The sequence below is a fragment of the Hirschia sp. genome (assembly GCF_058892565.1).
The window spans coordinates 17256-35379 of sequence record NZ_JBZXVU010000014.1 but is presented as its reverse complement, the minus strand read 5'-3'; the positions used below and the strand labels follow the sequence as shown (position 1 = coordinate 35379).

16 protein-coding genes are annotated in these 18124 nt (G+C 44.3%); 4 read left to right on the top strand and 12 right to left on the bottom strand.

Annotated features, from left to right (window positions below; all coding sequences use genetic code 11):
* Positions 1 to 4: 4 nt before the first annotated feature.
* Complete coding sequence (locus AC5EF3_RS05965) at positions 5 to 958, bottom strand: isopenicillin N synthase family dioxygenase (RefSeq protein ID WP_493547395.1); 954 nt, start codon at positions 956 to 958, stop codon at positions 5 to 7.
* A gap of 318 nt (positions 959 to 1276) precedes the next feature.
* On the opposite strand from AC5EF3_RS05965, the gene AC5EF3_RS05960 reads away from it, so the two are divergent.
* Positions 1277 to 2317: a glycoside hydrolase family 5 protein gene (locus AC5EF3_RS05960; protein ID WP_493547394.1), complete on the top strand. Its 1041-nt coding sequence runs from the start codon at positions 1277 to 1279 to the stop codon at positions 2315 to 2317.
* Positions 2318 to 2353: 36 nt separating this feature from the next.
* Here the strand turns inward: AC5EF3_RS05960 and AC5EF3_RS05955 are convergent, their stop codons facing one another.
* Together AC5EF3_RS05955 and AC5EF3_RS05950 are read right to left on the bottom strand one after the other, a co-directional pair.
* Entirely contained in the window at positions 2354 to 3553 is a 1200-nt protein-coding gene (locus tag AC5EF3_RS05955) for an O-antigen ligase family protein (RefSeq protein ID WP_493547393.1), read from the bottom strand.
* Positions 3554 to 3844: 291 nt separating this feature from the next.
* On the bottom strand, positions 3845 to 4984 hold the full coding sequence (locus tag AC5EF3_RS05950; protein WP_493547392.1) for a hypothetical protein: 1140 nt from the start codon (positions 4982 to 4984) through the stop codon (positions 3845 to 3847).
* Positions 4985 to 5411: 427 nt separating this feature from the next.
* Here AC5EF3_RS05950 and AC5EF3_RS05945 point away from each other — a divergent pair, with 427 nt between their 5' ends.
* Positions 5412 to 5684 (top strand): hypothetical protein, encoded by a 273-nt coding sequence (locus AC5EF3_RS05945; RefSeq protein ID WP_493547391.1) that lies wholly within the window; start codon positions 5412 to 5414, stop codon positions 5682 to 5684.
* A 40-nt stretch (positions 5685 to 5724) separates the two neighbouring features.
* Here AC5EF3_RS05945 and AC5EF3_RS05940 read toward each other — a convergent pair whose 3' ends face one another.
* Positions 5725 to 6441 (bottom strand): polysaccharide biosynthesis/export family protein, encoded by a 717-nt coding sequence (locus AC5EF3_RS05940; protein WP_015827803.1) that lies wholly within the window; start codon positions 6439 to 6441, stop codon positions 5725 to 5727.
* A gap of 94 nt (positions 6442 to 6535) precedes the next feature.
* Here AC5EF3_RS05940 and AC5EF3_RS05935 point away from each other — a divergent pair, with 94 nt between their 5' ends.
* A complete protein-coding gene (locus AC5EF3_RS05935) occupies positions 6536 to 8023 on the top strand; it encodes a GumC family protein (RefSeq protein ID WP_493547390.1) in 1488 nt (495 codons plus the stop codon).
* Positions 8024 to 8133: 110 nt separating this feature from the next.
* Positions 8134 to 8844, top strand: a complete 711-nt coding sequence (locus AC5EF3_RS05930; protein ID WP_015827801.1) for a P-loop NTPase family protein — start codon at positions 8134 to 8136, stop codon at positions 8842 to 8844.
* A 45-nt stretch (positions 8845 to 8889) separates the two neighbouring features.
* On the opposite strand, the gene AC5EF3_RS05925 is transcribed toward AC5EF3_RS05930, so the two are convergent.
* From AC5EF3_RS05925 to AC5EF3_RS05890, 8 genes are all read right to left on the bottom strand, one after another.
* Entirely contained in the window at positions 8890 to 9876 is a 987-nt protein-coding gene (locus AC5EF3_RS05925) for a glycosyltransferase family 2 protein (protein ID WP_493547389.1), read from the bottom strand.
* Positions 9873 to 10640, bottom strand: coding sequence for a polysaccharide deacetylase family protein (locus tag AC5EF3_RS05920; protein ID WP_493547388.1), 768 nt, complete (start codon positions 10638 to 10640; stop codon positions 9873 to 9875). Before AC5EF3_RS05920 ends, AC5EF3_RS05925 begins: the two co-directional genes overlap by 4 nt.
* Positions 10633 to 11625 (bottom strand): glycosyltransferase family 2 protein, encoded by a 993-nt coding sequence (locus AC5EF3_RS05915; RefSeq protein WP_493547387.1) that lies wholly within the window; start codon positions 11623 to 11625, stop codon positions 10633 to 10635. Before AC5EF3_RS05915 ends, AC5EF3_RS05920 begins: the two co-directional genes overlap by 8 nt.
* 9 nt (positions 11626 to 11634) lie before the next feature.
* Positions 11635 to 13158, bottom strand: a complete 1524-nt coding sequence (locus AC5EF3_RS05910) for an exopolysaccharide biosynthesis polyprenyl glycosylphosphotransferase (RefSeq protein WP_493547386.1) — start codon at positions 13156 to 13158, stop codon at positions 11635 to 11637.
* Between the two features lie 206 nt (positions 13159 to 13364).
* Positions 13365 to 14921, bottom strand: coding sequence for a hypothetical protein (locus AC5EF3_RS05905; protein ID WP_493547385.1), 1557 nt, complete (start codon positions 14919 to 14921; stop codon positions 13365 to 13367).
* Positions 14922 to 14927: 6 nt separating this feature from the next.
* A complete protein-coding gene (locus AC5EF3_RS05900) occupies positions 14928 to 15920 on the bottom strand; it encodes a DUF6384 family protein (protein ID WP_493547384.1) in 993 nt (330 codons plus the stop codon).
* Entirely contained in the window at positions 15921 to 17123 is a 1203-nt protein-coding gene (locus tag AC5EF3_RS05895; protein ID WP_015827794.1) for a hypothetical protein, read from the bottom strand. It lies immediately after the preceding gene.
* A gap of 196 nt (positions 17124 to 17319) precedes the next feature.
* Positions 17320 to 17997: an SOS response-associated peptidase gene (locus AC5EF3_RS05890; protein ID WP_015827793.1), complete on the bottom strand. Its 678-nt coding sequence runs from the start codon at positions 17995 to 17997 to the stop codon at positions 17320 to 17322.
* Between the last annotated feature and the right edge of the window lie 127 nt (positions 17998 to 18124).

The window sequence follows — 18124 nt, the reverse complement described above, 5'->3', positions numbered from 1 at the left end:
AATGCTAAATTAGGCCGATTTCTTTTAATCTTTGCAGTAGGAAATCGTTCGCAGAGATTGATTGTTCATACCGATTAGGATTTTCGTCAGATATGCAGGTTTCTAGGGTTTTGATTTCAAAGTCTGGTCTGAAATGTGCGAAGAAGGGTGTTGAATATCTGGCAAATTTTGAGCGCTCTGGTTTTGGGTTCACAACACGATGAAGTGTTGATGGCAATATGTGATTTGTAAGACGCTCCAGCATATCACCTACATTGACAACGAGACATCCAGCTGGCGGTGTAATAGGGAGCCAACGACCGTCGCGGTCTTTGACCTCTAGCCCACCTTCCTCAGCACCCAAGAGAAGAGTGATGACGTTAATATCACCATGTTCTGCGGCACGCACAGACCCCTCTGGAGGTGGCGTCTCCTGAGCTGGATAATGGAGCATGCGAAGTATGGAGTTTCCATCCCGCATTGCATCATCAAACCAGTTTTCTTCAAGACCCAGATAAATTGCTATTGAAGACAACACTTTTAAACCAAGTTGGTCCAATGCTTCAAACATAGCGTATGTCTGCTGATGCCAATCAGGTATTTCATCTATGGAGATGTTGGGCGGCATGATGTCTGAATAGGGATGACCTTCGGGTAGATCCCGCGCAATGTGCCAGAATTCTTTTAGATCTACATGTTTTGCATCTTTTGCAATTTCTTGTCCGAATGGGAAATAACCGCGCTGACCTTCAGGTGTATGTTTATACTTAGCCTTTTCAACGTCTGACATTGCAAAAAATGTTTTTGTGCGTTCTAGAGCTGTATCAAGCACATTTTGGTCCAAACCGTGATCTGCAAGAACCGCAAATCCATAACGCTTAAAGCTTTCACCGAGTTCTTTTGCAAATGCTTCTGGTGCATTTTCACGCTGAGACATGGATACAGGGGCAATAGCGGACACAACAGCGTCAAGGGACATCAAACTTCTCCAGATTCAAGTAGGGGCCTTGTTTAGAGTGAATTAGGCCCTTTGAATACCATATCTTTTTACGGGTTATATTTTTCTTTTAAAGATCGCGTTATTGGTGTTTGGAATAATGGTTTGTTTTGGCAATTATAACAGTTTTGCCCAAAGAGGGCACCTTCAGCACGAAACATCAAGCTGCATGCGCTGTGTTTTGGAATTGAAAACATATGTGACGATATAATAGGGATGCAGACATATAAAGGCATTGGCTCTGAATATTCACAGTAGAGCCCGTCTGAAATTGGTTTTGATATATTAGGTAATAGAGCGATGAAAAAAATTTGGTGGGGATTGTTGGGGGCCGTTTTTTCCGTCTGCGCTATTGGCGGTGGATATGCCTATGTACATCAGAGTGAAGATTCACAATCTTCCTATTCCGCACACCAGCTGGTGCTTCCTGAAAGTCCGATTTCGCGCTGTATCAATATGGGGAACGCTCTTGATGCGCCCAATGAAGGCGATTGGACATACATTATTAAAGATGAGCATCTGCAAGAAATTGCGAAAGCAGGTTTTGAAACTGTTAGATTACCGATTAGGTGGTCAGCTCATACTCAAAAAGAAGCACCCTATATAATAGACCCAGCCTTTTTTGCGCGTGTAGAACATGTCGTCAATGTCGCGCTTCTAAACGGTCTGAAGGTTATTATTGATGTGCATCATTATGAAGAAATCATGCAGACGCCATCCGCACATGTTGACCGTTTGGATGCAATGTGGCGGCAAATATCCAGAAGATTTCGCGGACATGGCGAAAATATCATTTTTGAAGTGCTCAATGAGCCAATGGCTGAGCTAACGAGCAAAGAATTGATCCCATTGAATGCGCGAATGGTTGCAACCATCAGAAATAATGCTGGAAGCGATCCTTGGATTATGCTCGGCGGAGATCATTGGGGAAATTTCTCTGGCCTTGAAAAAATGCGCTTTCCTTATGATCCGCGTATAATCGTGACTTTTCATGATTACGGTCCGTTTGAATTTACGCATCAAGGTGCAAGCTTTACTGCGAAAGATTATCCAACAGGCAGAGTGTGGGGGACAGAGCAAGAGCGAAAAGATGTGATTTCCTTATTCAGTGAAGCTCGTCAGTTGGGGGCAGAGTTGAGAAAACCAATTTTCTTGGGAGAATTTGGCGTTTACAAACGGGTTCCTGAAAGCGAACGCGCTAAATGGATTAAGTATTACCGTCAATCTGCAGAGGATGCCGGCATTGGTTGGTGTTTGTGGGATTTTGGTGCTGCTTTTGCCATCTATGATGAAGAAACCAAATCTTGGTCTCCGCCTATTTTAGAAGCTCTTTTTCATTAACAGCAGAAGCATTCCTCTGGTTGATGCCCAATTTTATTAGCTGCGTTTCTTCGTAGTACGCGGTGGTAGCGCCCAATGCGGGGCGCTTAAGAGAGGTGTTTGTGAGTCTGTTGCGACTTTGCGAGCAATAAATGCGTAAGCAGTGAAGAAATAGAATAGGGATGATGCATGCGAATTTTGTTGCATCAATATGCTTTCTGACAAGGAAAATAGAATTATTTGAAAAAGCATGAGAAAGACAAATGGGCCATGTTTGCCTGTTGCCAGATATGCAGCTTTGCCTAAAGCAAATAGTGAGATGCAGATAATCAGGATTAATCCAGGATATCCGATGGCCAATCCCACTTCCAGCCATCCATTATGGGCTGTTGGCACGTTCCATTCCAGTGTGTTCACGATAAATGCAACTGGACCATCAGGCGTGACCCAGAATGCACCATATCCATAACCCGTCCATTTTTGCTGATTGATTAAATCAATCACGATAGCCCAAATGCCTGTCCGACCGGTAAACGTCAGGTCTTTCCCAATCAGCGCAACAACAGTTTCAGGCGAAATGGATATTATGGCGTAACCGATACCAGCTAAACTCAGGCCACCCCAAAACGCTAAAAGTCCTAATATCGGTGTGCGGATCGCGATGCTGTAGAATAAAAAACCTAAATATGGGATTAGCGTTGCAATGAGCGCCGTTTTAGATGTGGAACCTAAGATGAGTATCCACGTTAAAGCTAGACCTAACCACCATGCTTTTTTGTTCTGACCTGCTGGTGTTTTTCGATCGAAATATACAAGTGCAAGGAATATTAGGTTTGCGCGTGCCATTTCACCGCCAAGATGGTTTTTCTCGGTCATGAAACCGCGCCACGCTCCAACGTGTAATTCGGAGTGGACACCAAGGTGAGGGGCTCCAAAAATAAGAAGAAAATTGAGGAAACAAATCGTTAGCCATGCCCAACCAATGATCCTTAGTGTGTCGACTAGGGGGGCACGTATCGCAAGATAACAACCGAACATAAAGCTGAAGCTAAGTGCAATGGCACGTCGCTGTGTTAGGCTTGGATCTAAAGACCAGTTTGCCGAAGCGACTGCTAAACCTAATAATAAAATTATGGGCCAGAATTTTAAGCTCGCACTTCCTAGCTTTTTTATATTTAGCCCCAATAACCCAATCAATGCCAGATATGCAGGAAACCAAGAAGCCCGCGCTATTGGTCCTGGGTCAGGTGCTATCATGCTTTGTGTTTCTGCGGCTCTACCTAAGAGTATTGCAATCCATAGTCCTGAGTATGTTAAAACAATGAAGAAAACTAACGCACGTTCGATCCAATACAGAGGTCCATTTAATGAATGTGGGCTGTTGTGCCATTTTGAAAGGCACGTGTCGTTGTTGAACAACTTTTCTGCTCCGTTAATATGGAAAGATGCGTTGAGGTTAATACAGCATGATCATTCAATTGTTTTGCATCTTCTTACAAGGGTGCAATCTCAGCCCTTAATCCAAAATGAAAGTGATTGAGCGCAGATCTAACGTATCGGCATTGGTCTTAAACAAAACGAAAAATCACCATCCAATGGTGTTGGGCTCCAGTTTTTTTCAAATTCTTCAACGCGGTAAGGTGAATAGAAGCATCCGTGCGCATGGGCATAATCGGTTGTTTTTATGTTGGATGGTGTGATGCAATTCTCCAAAGCTTTTACAGTTTCTTGGGAGGCATACGGAAGATGCACTTTCATGAGTTTCATTTTAGACGCAATTTTCCGCGCAGCCGAAATAAGTTCGGGCAGAATTGTGTTTTGTGATTCTGGTAGTGCAATGAGATCTATAATGCTGAGTATTGGCGGTGCTATTTCAGACTCTTTAGATATAAGCCCTATCAGCCAGCCCTCGATACCGTCACCTCGATCATATGTAATAAAGATAGGAGGGGTTTGTGCGTCGGGGTTACTTAAAATCCAATCGAGGGTTGCTTTGTCTCTATAAGTGAAAATGCCCTCATTGCTGCTTAAACGTGACCAGAACAAGCTAAGCGCGGTTTCATGCTGGTGATGGTCAGCTATCAAAGATGTATATTTCGGCAACTTGATTTTATCAGTTGGAGGTGCCGTGTAAGTTGAAAACCGTTCAACACCATTCCGGGCTGTTTTGAAATTTGTTTGGATGTGATAGCGGCGTTTCAGGCCAGCTTGAATTTGCAGCGCTGGGTTCGTGATCCATTGTAGGCTCATTCGAGCTGCCTGCCCAAAAATTGGTACGTTATTGTATCCCGCTTTTTGAGAAATGCGAGGGTATATGCGAGCTGCTATCTCATTATTGTTGAGTGTGTAAGTCCCAAAGCCGACTTTCTGATGGAGCAAATTCACCATTAAACGAAAGCCGGCGCTTAGATGATTAGGGTGTGCCACCAATGAGTGACCAGTCATTGCCGTGAGTGTTTCCCCATTTTGAGAAAAGCGCTTTATACAGCAGCCAACAAAACCATTGAGGGCACCATCTTTGCCAATACTAACTATTCCTGGTGGAATTTCACCCTGAGCGGGATTGTCTTCAAATAGCCATTTCCATCCAGCTTCAGAATGCTGTGTGAACCAAGCCAGTCCAAGTAAATGGTTGATCTCGCCAGTGTCCTTTAATGTGGCAAATCTGATATTGGGTTTGGGGTGCATATGGGTTCTGTGCAGAGCTTGGATGGCTGGGAACGCCGTGAGGGGCGTCGGTGGGCTTGTCGTTTGTTTGTTTATCTTAGTCCATTGATCCTGCAAGACTTAAGCCATAGATATCGTTCTCTCGAAGATATCCTATGTTTGGTAAACTATATTTTAATTTTGCCTAACATGGTAAATATAATGTCTTTGAATTTTTGGATTTGAAGTAATGATTTGATAATTACTATTTCTATTTAAATAACAGTAAAAGAAAATTCATGTACAACTAGCCGTTTTGAAGTATTTACTGATGTAATTAACTATAGATCAACAGTAATTTAGTTCACTGCATACATCGCCGGAGAAGGTGATGGTTTATGGTGGATAGGCTCTTTGATCATGGGGAATAACCCGACACAGAGCCTCATTGTCGAAGGAATGACAAAAAATGGCTTATGCTGATGCATTGATCGAAGCTCCTGAAGCGAGCTTAACAAACAAATCTGCTGGTGAAGAAATTTACCGTGTGGGACTTATGTATTCTACAGGACTAGGAGTTGCCGTTGATTACGTTGCAGCACACAAATGGTTTAACCTTGCCGCTCTTAAAGGTGTTCGTGAAGCACGTGAGCAACGTCGCGAAATGGTTGACTACATGTCATCTTTAGAGCTTCGTCAGGCACAACGTGCTGCCCGCGAATGGATGCAAAAAGCACATTAATTTCGGTTGTGATGCCTAGTGTTTAGTTCAGCAATCTGAGTTAGAAGGCGTTGTCTTTTAGGTTGTAGAAGAATGAAAAATCAATTGGCAATGCTGATAGTACGTATTGCTGTATAAATTTGTTTTCATTTGCTATGCGGCTGCGGGATACAAACACGACGTCAAACCGTTTTAATGGTCCAATGTCTAGATTGCTTGGGTCACGAAGAGCATTTTTTACGTCAACAACGCGGGTCATGATTTGACCATTTCGATCGCGACGTAAAATAATGACTTGTTCAGGTTTGGAATTATCGTTCCAGCCACCAGCTAAGACAATGGCTTGCAGCGGATCAATTTGGCCCGGCAATGGAAATACGCCCGGATTATTGACTTCACCACCGACAAATATTTGTTGGGACGCAAATTCAACTGGCGTAACTGTGAGAGAGGGATCCACCAATTCTCTAGCATAGATGCGCTCTAGAATTTTTTGTAGTTCGAAAGCAGAAAGATCCGCGACAACGACAGGGTCCATGAGTGGAAGGCTTATCCGTCCATCTGGAGCAATAACAACTTCTCGGTCCAATTCAGGTGCTTGTCTGAAAGTTATGTTTAACTTATCGCCTGGGTAGAACCTGTAGGCTGCATCATTTTGCGACCATTTTGAGAAAGTCGTTGATTGAAAAGTCGGCGCGCTTGGTCCCGGTTGAGGGCTAGAGCATGCCGATATTGACAGAACAGCGAGTGCGAGGATGGATGCGTTGTTTTTCATCATGGTGCTTTCTTAATGCATCCGTTTTGGATAATGAAATATTAAGGCAAATCAAGCGACAAACGAACAAGTTGTTTAGATAAAGCAGAATCAGAATATGATGCAAGACAATCAAGCCACCCAAATGCCTGACCGGCGCGAACAACGCGGTGTGAATTTACGCGTTCGTCCACGTTTTGGCGTGGGCGATATATTCTTGCAATTGTGGCGATCACTTTGGATTATGATATTGGTGTTTCTGCCTATCGTAATACTGGGTGTTCTGTTTGCTATGACCATGCCCAAAACATATACGGCATTCGGCACAATGCAGGTCACGTTGGATAAGCAATATATTTATGACCCGCTTGTCGGAGATGCTGGACGTGGTGTTTCTATTGAAACTGAAGCGATTGTTAGTGCGGAAGCTGAGAAAGCCAATTCCCCTATATTAGCGCGTCGCGTTATGGATCAGATGGGGATTGGACACATCTATCCTAAAATTGCCCAAGAGATAGCAGAAACGAATGACCCTGAAAAAATTCGAAAATTGGAAGCCTCTGCATATGATGCTTTGAACCAAAATTTTGGTGCATCTCACGGGGTGAAATCACCCTTGCTTACTTTTGTCTTTAAGCATGAAGATCCAATTGTTGCCGCCGATGTTGTCAATAAATTTCTGGAACAATTTGTCGACTATAGAGAAATTCAAAGTGATCAAGATGATATTGCGGCTGTGGCTGGTCAAAGATATCTTGTGGGTGAGGCCTTAAGTGAAGCTGAATCATTGCTACGCGACTTCCTTGTTGAAAATGAGATTGGTGAATTTGATACAGATCGATTGTCTGTTGGCACGACATTGGTGAATTTACGCAATGAACTTTTGACCGTTGAGGCATTGGTGAAAGAAGGTGAAGGTCGTTTGAGTGGTTTGCGTGCAATGCTGCCAACTACGCCAGAAACGATTGCGCTAGAAGTTGAGACAAATGCATCACAACGTGTGCTGGACCTCCAGTTAGAACGTGAGCAATTATTGCTAAGATATTTGCCTGATAGCCGCGCTGTTTTAGAAATAGATGCGCGTATAGCGAGTATGAAATCACTGTTGGAGAGTGATGATGGCGGTGTTCGTCGAACTGGTCCAAACCCAGCGTATCAAGAATTAATCTCTACTATCACGAATGTTCAATCTGATTTGAATGCGGCAACGTCTCGCGCGGCGGAGTTAAAACGTCAGGTCAATGAAGTGTCTCAGCGACAGAAAGAACTCGTTTTGTTGCAACCAGAATATAAGAAACTTCGCCGAGAGCGTGACGTGTTAGAAAGAGCGATGGTTGAATTGGCAACGCGAGAGCAATCGAAAAAAGCAGAAGTTCAGATTTCGGAAGGTTCAAGCGGGAGTGTTGTAATCGTCGATAGGGCATTACCACCATCTAAAGGTTCGAGTATGAAGATACCGATTGTTTTGGCATCAGGGATGTTTGCTGGATTTACTGCATTAATCGCGGGCTTACTTGTTGCATTTAGTCGTAAAAGTCTCTCAACGCGGCGTTCAACTGAAAAGACAATAGGGTTGCCTGTCATTGGTGTGACATCGAAACAATAAAGCTAAGTGTTTGTTGTTTAAATGAAAAATATACTTTTCAAAAAGTTAACTTAGTTTTTCTATGTTGAAACCAATTATAGCGGCAAAATAAGATGTAGTGAATTTGAGTGATGAAAGACTTACGAAAAGATTTAACTGAAACTTGGCGTGTTGCAACACGAGCACCAGTGGATAATGGTGGTCGTACGATTATGTTCATGTCTGCTATGGCAGGCGAAGGCACATCGAGTGTGGCTGCTTCTTTTGCTATGTTAGCGGCTCAACGTGCGCGCAAGGGTGTATGGCTGATTGATCTAAATCTTATGGATGGTCGGTTATTTAATGCTTTTGATCGCGGCGGCGATTTTGTTGATTCATTTGGTCAGGTTGGTCCAGCTCATAACGCTGAAATGTCTGGCGCTTCTTTTTTTTCTATCTCACCGCCGCCACCCCCACCACCGCCTGGTAAGAAGAACGATGCGGGACTATTTGTTATGCATCGTGTGGCGGATACTAAATTACTTGTGTCTAGGTTTCGAAAAGAACGTTTAGAATCAAGCGCTCGCGTGCGGGTTAAGACAGGAGCGGACTACTGGAAAGCCGTTAGAGAGATAGCTGACTGGGTCATTATCGATGCACCTGCGTTAGAAACATCTTCAGCGGGTTTGGCTATCTGTTCGCAAATGGATGCAACTGCTTTAGTTGTGCGAGCTGATAAAACACCTGCGACTCAGGTGTCCAAGCTTGGACAAGAAATTGAAGGCCATGGTGGCACATGTATGGGAATTGTTCTCAATGCAACCAAAGCAGATGCCCGATTAGCGGATGAAATTTCAGGCTAATTTAGGTTGAGCGTAGCTTAACTTATTCTCAGTTTGTGAGTTTGGTTAAGTTGCGCTTTTGATAACTTTTTTGCGCTTTTTCTTATCGGGAATATCCCCATAAAATTGTAGAATAAATGGCGGAAACCATAGTGGTTTTCCTAATCCTCTTACAGCTTTATCCAGCATATATGCGCGTTTGGGATGCTTGATTGCAAACATCGCTAAGGCAGCAATTCCATAGATAATAAACTGACCTGTCCCTATGACCATCCACATCAATAAGCGAGGAATATCAATGCCGTCATTATTGCGCCAGCAATTGGTGGAGGGGCCCTGTCCATAGGCGAATGCACGCCTCAGTGTATAACCTAAATGTGCACGTTTTTCGGGGACGTGTTCATCGACAATTGCATTATGTGCCCAGCCAAATGTTTCGCCATGCTGTTTCACACGAGCAAAAAGATAGTCATCTTCGCCGCCAGTTTCATTGGCTACCTTATTGAAAAAAGGTTCATTTTCAGGAAGGCAAGGTTGAATGCGATCCAAATCAAGGAAAGCATTTCCACAGCCAAAAGCTTCATCAATTAATTTGGTTTCGCTTGGGCCTTTGCGAGAGAAAAAATCTTCCAGATATTGCTTATGCGCGGGAGGTGTGCCGGCTGGAAGCACAGTTTCGACAGGTCCAAAAATGACAGCGGCACCGAGCGTTTGATGAGCTGCGACTAAATTATCTAGCCATCCATTTTGGGCAGTTTCATCATCATCAATGAAGGCAATTAGACGAGAATTTGCTACAGCTAGACCAGCATTTCGTGCATTTGATACGCCCGGAGTGGGTTCACCGACATAGTTTATTGGTAGGCTAGTGTTGAGTTTGAGTTGTTCTACTGTGGATTTGGCGCCGGCTTCGGGTGAATTGTCTGCGACGACGATTTCAGCCGTTTCCAAAGCAGCATCCGTCATATTCAGAATGCTGGTAATGGCATTTTCCAAACCGTCATTGCGGCGAAATGTTGGAATAACAATACTGACTTTTACGGATTGGTTCATGAGATTAGGCCGTAGCTTCTTGCTGCCTCAGTTGGCGTTGAAAGCGTTGCGCCTGCTGCTTTTGACAGTTGGCACAATTCTTCGACGATCCCAGTAGTGGTTCCATACGCAGTTGGCTGAGGTGATACATCATGTGTAAATATAATCACCCAGCCGCCAGTTTTGCCTGCTTCTTCGATAGCATTTATTGCTCGAATGCGTGTGGCTGGATTTTCGTTTAGTTCAAAACACCGCAATTGAGCGAGATCAACTTTTCCAACATTAATTCCGGGAAGAATACCGCGACACAGATCAAACTTTTTGAATACTTCTTTTTTGGTATCAAAAAGGGTTTCTCCATATGGGTATGCAAAACTTGTGGGCTGCTTTTTTAAACCGGCTTCCATGAGGGCAGAAATATTTGCGTCAATATCATTTAAGACGGTTTCACGTTTGCTTTGAGCGCAATCAAGGTGACTGTGGGTATGCGCGCCAATTTCATGTCCACGGTTTTCAAGGTCTAACATGGTTTTGATATCGTACATGTCCCCATATGCGCCGTGTGTGCCTATCATTTTTGTGCAGGCATAAAATGCTGCGTGCCCATCATGAGATTCGAGGATATTGGCACCATTGACCGCCGACATTGGAAAATCATCAAAGGTGAATGATACATGAAATTGTGTGTTGCTCACATCAACTGGAGCTGCATGTCTCCACTGTGTCATGCGGCGTTTTAATTTGGCGGGAAGGGTACGAGAGGGTGTGTAATGCCAATCAATCATGAAGAGCCTCCGCATATATGGTTGCACGCCATAATTTTAGGGCGAGACCTCTAACCTTTATTGGAAAAAAGTGCGTTTTTGCAATGCTACCAGTTATGGATTTGATCACGGGCTTGAATGGTATCGGCGCTAGCTTGTTAGCAACTTTATATAGACTTGTTGATTTCAAAGCGTCGGGATGTTTCGCAATCGCTTTTTTAAAATTAGCACCCGATTTGCCATATTTTTTCATGAGATCTTGATCTGTATCAAGGCCTAAATGAGTGGCTGTATTATCTATGTGTAGAACTAGATAAGTCTTGGCTATACGCAATCCCCAATCGACATCTTCCCAGCCCCATCCACTGAATGTTTCGTCAAAAGGGACTTCTTCAAATAGGTCTGCATGGGCAAGAACATTACTTGTGAAAACATAACGCCCAGGTTCTGTGTTGCGCAGCTTAGAAGACATGCATTCTGATTTTTCAGCTTGCCACCGATGCAAAGCATATTCTGGGGCCGTTGAGGCTTGCTTAAGTGAAAATCCGCCGACGATAAGTTTAGGGTCGGGATGAACTGATATTTCTTGGATGTAATTGGTCAGGAAATCTTCGTTATCGGGAAGCATGTCGGCATCAAGGAGTAATACCCATTTGCAGCGTGCATAGTCTAATAAACGATTTCGCGCGCCTGAACGTCCAATATTGTGTTGTGCAGAGATGATCCGAACTGGAAAGCTGGCCTCAGCTGCGTGCGCCGAAATTTTCTCAATAAGTGTGCGGTCTCCGCCGCCATCATCATAAAGAATAAATTCGATGTCTTCGACATTTTTGCATTTGGATAGTGAGGCCAATAAAGCTTCTGGATCGTCTTTATAGCTAGGTACAAGAATAGACAGCTTTTGGTTTGCCTTGTCTTTCCAGTGCGGGTTATCAACCACGATTTCGCGTGGGGTTGTCGTGTCGCGAACGGGTGGGTTGGCGCTAAGTTGGGGCGTTGTGTTCATATTGGATGCCTAGCGCTGTGTTTTTGAGTCGCCCAAAAGGCAGGGAGCAGTCATCAGGATGACGTATAAATCAAACCAGAAAGATGCTTTTTCCATATATTCCATATCTAAACGCACGCGATCTTTAACAAGCTCTGCTGTATGGACTGGGCCGCGAGATCCATTGATTTGTGCCCAACCGGTCAAGCCTGGTTTCATTCTGTGACGGTGTGCATATTCAGCGACGATATTGTGGACTTCAACTTCCTCGGTTGTCATGCCAACGGCATGGGGGCGAGGGCCGACAAGTGACATGTCTCCAACTAGAATATTTATGAGTTGGGGAAGTTCATCCAAACTTGTGCGACGTAAGAAAGCACCAATACGTGTGACACGTTTATCATTGCTCACGGTTTGGATGACTTTTGTGCCATCTTCAGCCGCTTTATCGGGGTGCATAGTCCGAAATTTCCAGACACGAATAATCTGATTGTTAAAACCATGACGTCGCTGTCTAAAGAAAATTGAGCCTTGGCTATCTAGTTTGATCAAAGTTGCAATGATCATCATAAATGGCAAGAAATGTATGAGCATGGCGCTTGCAACCACGATATCTAAACCGCGTTTGATCGCGGCACGTCTGACATCTTTGGGCGCACCTGAAACATAAGCTGCGGGTGTGTCGACCATATTGGCAATTGAGGTTTTCTCTGGACTAAACCCATCTAGGTCCAGCATGAGAATCACTTCTTGAGGCAAAAGGCGCAGGCGATCTATTAGGGTACGAACACGTTCTTGTGCGGTTGATGTCACTGTGAGGATAATTCTGTCGACATCAGGAAGTTTATCCCATTCGAGTAGATCATCGACTTTCCCAAGGACCGGAACATCCGCGATTGCTGCGGGTGCGCGATCTAGCCTGTCTTCAAAGACACCTAGAATATTCATCTCACGTTTTTTGCGATTTTTTTCGATTAAATCAAAAGCAGCAGGGGTCGCACCGACGATAACGACATTATCTGCAAGCGCGCCAGAACGCGTGAGAGAACGAAGAAGAGCGGCGTAATGCGCGTGCAATCCCAAAAAGCCACACAAAACAATTGCAGAAATTTGGTAAAGCTGATCATCACCAAGATTGAAAACCAAACTAATGATGTGAACAAGTGCCACCCCAAGGCTTGAGCCAAGCAAAACACGTCCAATGTGTGTAAGTGGATGTTCATCAAATGCAAAACGATAGGCACCCGTTATACGCATGCCCAAGAAGGCAAATAATGGCGCTGCTATGTAGGGCAGAGAAGTTCTAAGGTTTTCGCTTAGCAGATCAATTTTTAGAAGATGACAAGCAATAAGAATAATTGCAAAGCCGGCGGTAAAATCAAATATGCGCAGTATAAAACGTAGACCAGAGCGATCTATTGGAAAACGTTTGGCGGGTTGATCAGGTTGTGTATTGTGTAATTTGTGTTTTTCGCTTTTGTGCTGGCGCAATTTTGCAATACGATATGTATCGTTACTTGCATTATTGTCCGGATCCATAGCGTCGAGGCTCATGCCAGCGATTTCCATTACAAATTTAAACATTCACGAAGAACACAGAGTGTCTCCATTTAGCGTGTGCAATACAACCTAGCATGAACACTTCAAAAGAAGGCTAGTATCAGTAATGCTTCATTGCTTATAGGGTAACTTGCTTAATTTTCATTTGTTTAAATGTACAATAATCGTAGTAATGGTAATGGTGTCTTTTAAAGGTTTGTTTAGAAACCACCACCGGTTTTAAATCCACCACCCTTGCCGCCGAAGCCTCCAGAAGATGGGAATTTGATTCCTGAAGAAGAACGTTTTGATGGAAAGCGACGTGTTGTAGGTCGGCCACCAAAAGGAGAGTTTCTACCACTGCCTCCCATTGTGCTCTGGCGCGCGGCTTCCTTGGCGATTTCTATGGCGATATCTCCAAATATTGATGGCAAGCCTAACGTTGATGAGCGGCTTTTTCCGCCAAATTCAGGGTCTACGCGCGGTGTGCGTCTAACTATTGCTTTGTTAAGCAGTCGGCGAGCACCGCTTATATTTGTGTGGCCTCTGAGAAGGGCTGTAATTACAGTTTCGATACTAGAGGTTTTGAAAGTCGCATACGGGCTGTCGAATTTTGCGGCTTTAAATTCGCGTCTTAAGCGCTCGAGTAATGAAAGATCTTTTCGGCGCTCTTTAGGGCCATTTTCCAGATCTTCAGAAATTACTTCAAATTCTAATTCTTCAGTTCTGAGTTTGACCAATCTGTCAACGAGACGATCATCTTCAGGAGTGATCGTTTCAGCGACCAGTATGCGAAGGTCGGGAAAGCTTGCGCGTTTTAGTGCGTTTTCCAACACGCGGCGGGCTTCCATTGCTGGGCCAGATTCTGCATTGATAGCTGAGTCATGGGATTGAGCTAAGGCTTGATGTCTCGCTTCTGCCGCATCCATTTGGGCATCTAATGCCTCAATAGCAGAGCGTAATTCATCGACATTCTTTTTGAGAGTATCAGCGCCGCCATCTGTTAAAGCCTGTGTTTCAGCTGCTTCAAGCGCCTGACTTGCTTGTTTTAAACTTTGTTGCGTTTTTTGAGCATGCTCACTTAGTCGCACAGGGAGTTCGGTTAAGCGCCCATAATTGAGATATGATTGATCATACTTACATAATTTAGCGACCCAATTATCTAAAAAACGAATGAATGCCGGCGCTTTGTAATCGGGTGTTCTGAATTTGCGGCTCCACAAATAGGAAAACAGTGGGTCGTTTTCATATGGTTGCCCTTTTTGTTCACGGTCTTCCTGAGCGAGTGCAAGTTTGGAGTGTGCGCGTTCTGTAATGGCTGCTGCATCTTCCATTGCTTCTGCAAGCAATTGATAATCTTCATCTTCAACAAGGCTTGCTTGTATTTTTGAGACGCGTTTTTCATAAAGTTCTACGGCAGCATCGAGGCGCGAAGATATTTCTTCGCGATCATTTTCCAGCCGAGAAATTTCTTGAGAGGCTGCTTTTAATTTTTCCTGCTCGTCAGCAATGAAAGCTTCGTGTGATTGCAAGAGAATTTGAGCGCGTTTCTCTGAGTTTAGCAGGGTGACTTCGTGTGCATCTGTGTCGTCAGTGAGTGTTTCCAAACGCATTTCAGCGAGGGATTGATAGGTGCTGACTTGTTCTTTGCGGATTTGGGCAATGCGTGCGCGTGCGTCATCGGATGCTTCTAAGGCATGCGCAAGCTGCTTGCGTGCACGGAGAATGCTCTCATCAAGTTGTTCGAGCGCTTCGCGTCCATTAATTGACCTAGGCATTATTCATCACCAGTTAAATATCGTTCCATCGAGCGTGTCGATGGAGTATTGTGGGGTTAGGTCTCCCTTGGTTTTCGCGCCAATTTCAGAAAATTGTAGAATGGCGTCGTCTTTTTTATCTGCTGCGACTTTATCGAAAATGTCTTTAGGCACGCGCACACCCCAGATGGACACGCGCTTTGCCGCTTGTGTTTCTACGCTGGAAATGGGCACTTCGATGACGCGACCAGCACCATCAATTGCTTCAACTATGAGATAATAATTGGGGCGCTGCGGGGCGTCATCCGGTATTCTGAACAGGCCGGAATATTCTCCGGGGCGTGAAACAATTCGCACGGTGTATTCAGCTTCTAGATCATCTTTTAGCAATTCTAGAGAAGCGACCGCAGCAAGCGCTTGCGCGTGTTCACCATCTGTAGATGCTGTGACGCCGTCTTGATAATAAGTTTCGGCGCGGACTTTGATTTTGTCATCTGTTGCCATTGCTTGAATATCATCACGCAAAGCTGTCAGATCAGCAGGAATGGTTTCGTTTAATTGCGTTTGAACTAGCTCTGATTTGGCTTGTTGCGGCATGGATACGCCAAAATGCCAAAGCCCGGATGCTATGATGAGGGCAGCAAAACCAGCAGCTACGGGCTTTAACCATTTATCACGCTGGATGTATATTTTGGCGAGTTTGGTTTTCCAGCTATCTTTGGGCGGCGTGTAGACAAAACGATTTTCTTCAAGTGCCTTAACACCATCGCGTAATTTATCGTCTGAAACGTCTATGCCTTGAGCTGCATAGATTTCTTTTAGGCGTTCAATCAGCTCTTGTTCACGCGCATCAGCATCTAGTTCACGTAAAACCAATTGTTCGCGATGGCGCAACGTGTCGACGATGTCCATCGCAATGAGGACATCGTCTAGCGTTTGTTTACTAGCAGGAGCATCGGAAACAGGATTTGATTGTTCTATGTCTGTTTCTGGCTCTGTTTGAGGATCGTCTTGTGTCATCTATGTCTTTGGTAAAAGCGCGTTCGATGCACCGTCTTGGACGAGACGCGTTAGGCGGCGTTTGCCATCTTCTACGCTTTCACGGATTTCTTCGGAATTTTCAGTTGCAAGCACACGCATTTCTTTGATGATTTCTTGGCTACGAATTTGATAATTCACGACTGAATCAACAAGCATTTTGACAGATGCGGCTGATACAGTTGGGCCATATCCTGCTTTAAGGGCAGCTTCTTGAACTTTGCCACCAATATCAGCCAGTGTTTCAAGCGATTCGTTGACACCTTTTTTCATGGCCTCAAGTGTTTGTGTGCTTTCATGCAGACCGTGCAGACCTGTGAAAGATGCTGTCAGGGCTGTCAGCACAACTTCATTGGTAGAGAAGAAGGATACTGATTGCGCATAGATGCGCTCTTTTGCTGATGTGGTTTGCACGAGACGCGCCATGATGACTTCAGATGTGTTGTATCCAATTGTAATGTTATCGGAGAGGTCTTTAGCGATCTGATAGCGTTTCTCTTCTGATTGAAGTTTGCGCAGTTTTTCATCGCGGACCAATTCGAGATTAGCGCGGCGCGCTGCATCATGACCAACATAATCAGTGACATCTTTGAGAGCTTCAGCAACAACGTCTTTTGCCGCTTCTAATTTTGCTTCCGCATTTTGAAGAACTTCTAGCGCGAGCACTTCTGATTGTTTCAAAGCACCACGGAAATCTAAATAAGCTTCTAGGATTTGCTTTTCTTTGTCGATTTGGTTTGCGGATTCAGCTTGCACTTCAAGATAAAGGTCTTTGATTTTACCAAATCGGGATGCAACATCTCCGCGTGTCATTTTCATCCAAACATTGGAAACGCGTTCCATTGTTGAGATTTTCCCATCTGAATACTGATCAACAAGTGATTTTGAATCATCACGGATAGAGTTAAAGGCTGTTGTGATGCCTTCATAACGTTCACCAACTGTGACGCCAGAGATGTGCTCGCGGACAATGTCATTAAATGTGGACATTTGGTCGAGCGTACGGGCGATTGCGGCGGTTTTATCGGGCGCAAGATCTGCAATTTGTTCAAGAAGGGCGACAATCGGAGCTGTCTCGTTTTTACCTTCAGGCATAATACCAAGATTGCGTAATCCACCGACAGCTTTGTCTAGATATTGAAGAGCGGTTGGGCTTTGAGTGCTCAAAGAAGTTGGCGTGTTCATGGTAATGTCCCTTTTGATTGTCACGGCGTTAACCGTTAAAACCCCACTGAAACGATAAAATAGTCATTGATAAGGTTTTTCTTACAACAAGTTATAGCATGCAAATAGTCTATTCACCTGACGCGCGACATTCTTTTTTGCATGTATCTTTGTTACAGTTTTTTAAGGATAAACGAGAGACCTTGAAAGCGTATTTCTATCTTTCTTCAATCAGTTGTGGCCCATTATTTCTTACATTTCCCACAGCCGCATTAACGGGCCAAGCATGCATATCAAATGCTGGAAATGGCCTCATAAGATCATAAACATCATTATAATGAGCCGTCATCCAACGAACATAATCTTCAGGATGGATAATGACCGGCATTCGCGTGTGTAGGCCTGCCATAACATCATTGGGAGTGGTGGTTAAAATCGTGAATGTATCTATTTCTGAGCCATCAATCATTGCGCGGTTCCACAACCCAGCGCAGCAAAACCATCTTCTGTTTCTAAGGGATATCGCAAAGGGTGTTTTTGCCCCCTTACTGCCGGTCCATTCATAAAAACCGCTCATGGGTATGAGGCATCGATGATGCCGGAAAGAGCCTTGGAATGTTTTACTTTCGTTGACGCTTTCACTACGGGCATTGAATGTTGAGAATTTTTTCTCCGAGAGAGGTTTTTTCCACCAAGACGGCACGAGAGACCATTGTGCAGGGGCTAATTCATAGCCGGGCATGTGGTGTTCTAATGGCCGAATAATCGGCGCAATCGACATGGGAGCTATATTGTAGTTTGCCTCCGGCGGATCAACACCTTCTGGTGTGATCATGTTGAGGGCTGCGTGGTAGTCTGCCCACGATACGCCATGTCTGAAGAATCTACCGCACATATGATTCTTTTAGGCTTTTTTGAATGTCTATGCCAGTGCAAAGAAGCGGTCAAAATTAAATGAAAAAATCAATAGTTGATAAATTCAACTAATAAAGTTATGGTCAGGGCTTGCTTTGGAGAAAACG

Coding starts and splice junctions, on each gene's coding strand:
- AC5EF3_RS05955 (WP_493547393.1), bottom strand. CDS start 3,553: ATGATAGCACCTGACCCAGGACCAATAGCGCGGGCTTCTTGGTTTCCT.
- AC5EF3_RS05960 (WP_493547394.1), top strand. CDS start 1,277: ATGAAAAAAATTTGGTGGGGATTGTTGGGGGCCGTTTTTTCCGTCTGC.
- AC5EF3_RS05925 (WP_493547389.1), bottom strand. CDS start 9,876: ATGAACCAATCCGTAAAAGTCAGTATTGTTATTCCAACATTTCGCCGC.
- AC5EF3_RS05920 (WP_493547388.1), bottom strand. CDS start 10,640: ATGATTGATTGGCATTACACACCCTCTCGTACCCTTCCCGCCAAATTA.
- AC5EF3_RS05895 (WP_015827794.1), bottom strand. CDS start 17,123: ATGAACACGCCAACTTCTTTGAGCACTCAAAGCCCAACCGCTCTTCAA.
- AC5EF3_RS05900 (WP_493547384.1), bottom strand. CDS start 15,920: ATGACACAAGACGATCCTCAAACAGAGCCAGAAACAGACATAGAACAA.
- AC5EF3_RS05905 (WP_493547385.1), bottom strand. CDS start 14,921: ATGCCTAGGTCAATTAATGGACGCGAAGCGCTCGAACAACTTGATGAG.
- AC5EF3_RS05935 (WP_493547390.1), top strand. CDS start 6,536: ATGATGCAAGACAATCAAGCCACCCAAATGCCTGACCGGCGCGAACAA.
- AC5EF3_RS05930 (WP_015827801.1), top strand. CDS start 8,134: ATGAAAGACTTACGAAAAGATTTAACTGAAACTTGGCGTGTTGCAACA.
- AC5EF3_RS05915 (WP_493547387.1), bottom strand. CDS start 11,625: ATGAACACAACGCCCCAACTTAGCGCCAACCCACCCGTTCGCGACACG.
- AC5EF3_RS05950 (WP_493547392.1), bottom strand. CDS start 4,984: ATGCACCCCAAACCCAATATCAGATTTGCCACATTAAAGGACACTGGC.
- AC5EF3_RS05945 (WP_493547391.1), top strand. CDS start 5,412: ATGGCTTATGCTGATGCATTGATCGAAGCTCCTGAAGCGAGCTTAACA.
- AC5EF3_RS05910 (WP_493547386.1), bottom strand. CDS start 13,158: ATGAGCCTCGACGCTATGGATCCGGACAATAATGCAAGTAACGATACA.
- AC5EF3_RS05890 (WP_015827793.1), bottom strand. CDS start 17,997: ATGTGCGGTAGATTCTTCAGACATGGCGTATCGTGGGCAGACTACCAC.
- AC5EF3_RS05965 (WP_493547395.1), bottom strand. CDS start 958: ATGTCCCTTGACGCTGTTGTGTCCGCTATTGCCCCTGTATCCATGTCT.
- AC5EF3_RS05940 (WP_015827803.1), bottom strand. CDS start 6,441: ATGATGAAAAACAACGCATCCATCCTCGCACTCGCTGTTCTGTCAATA.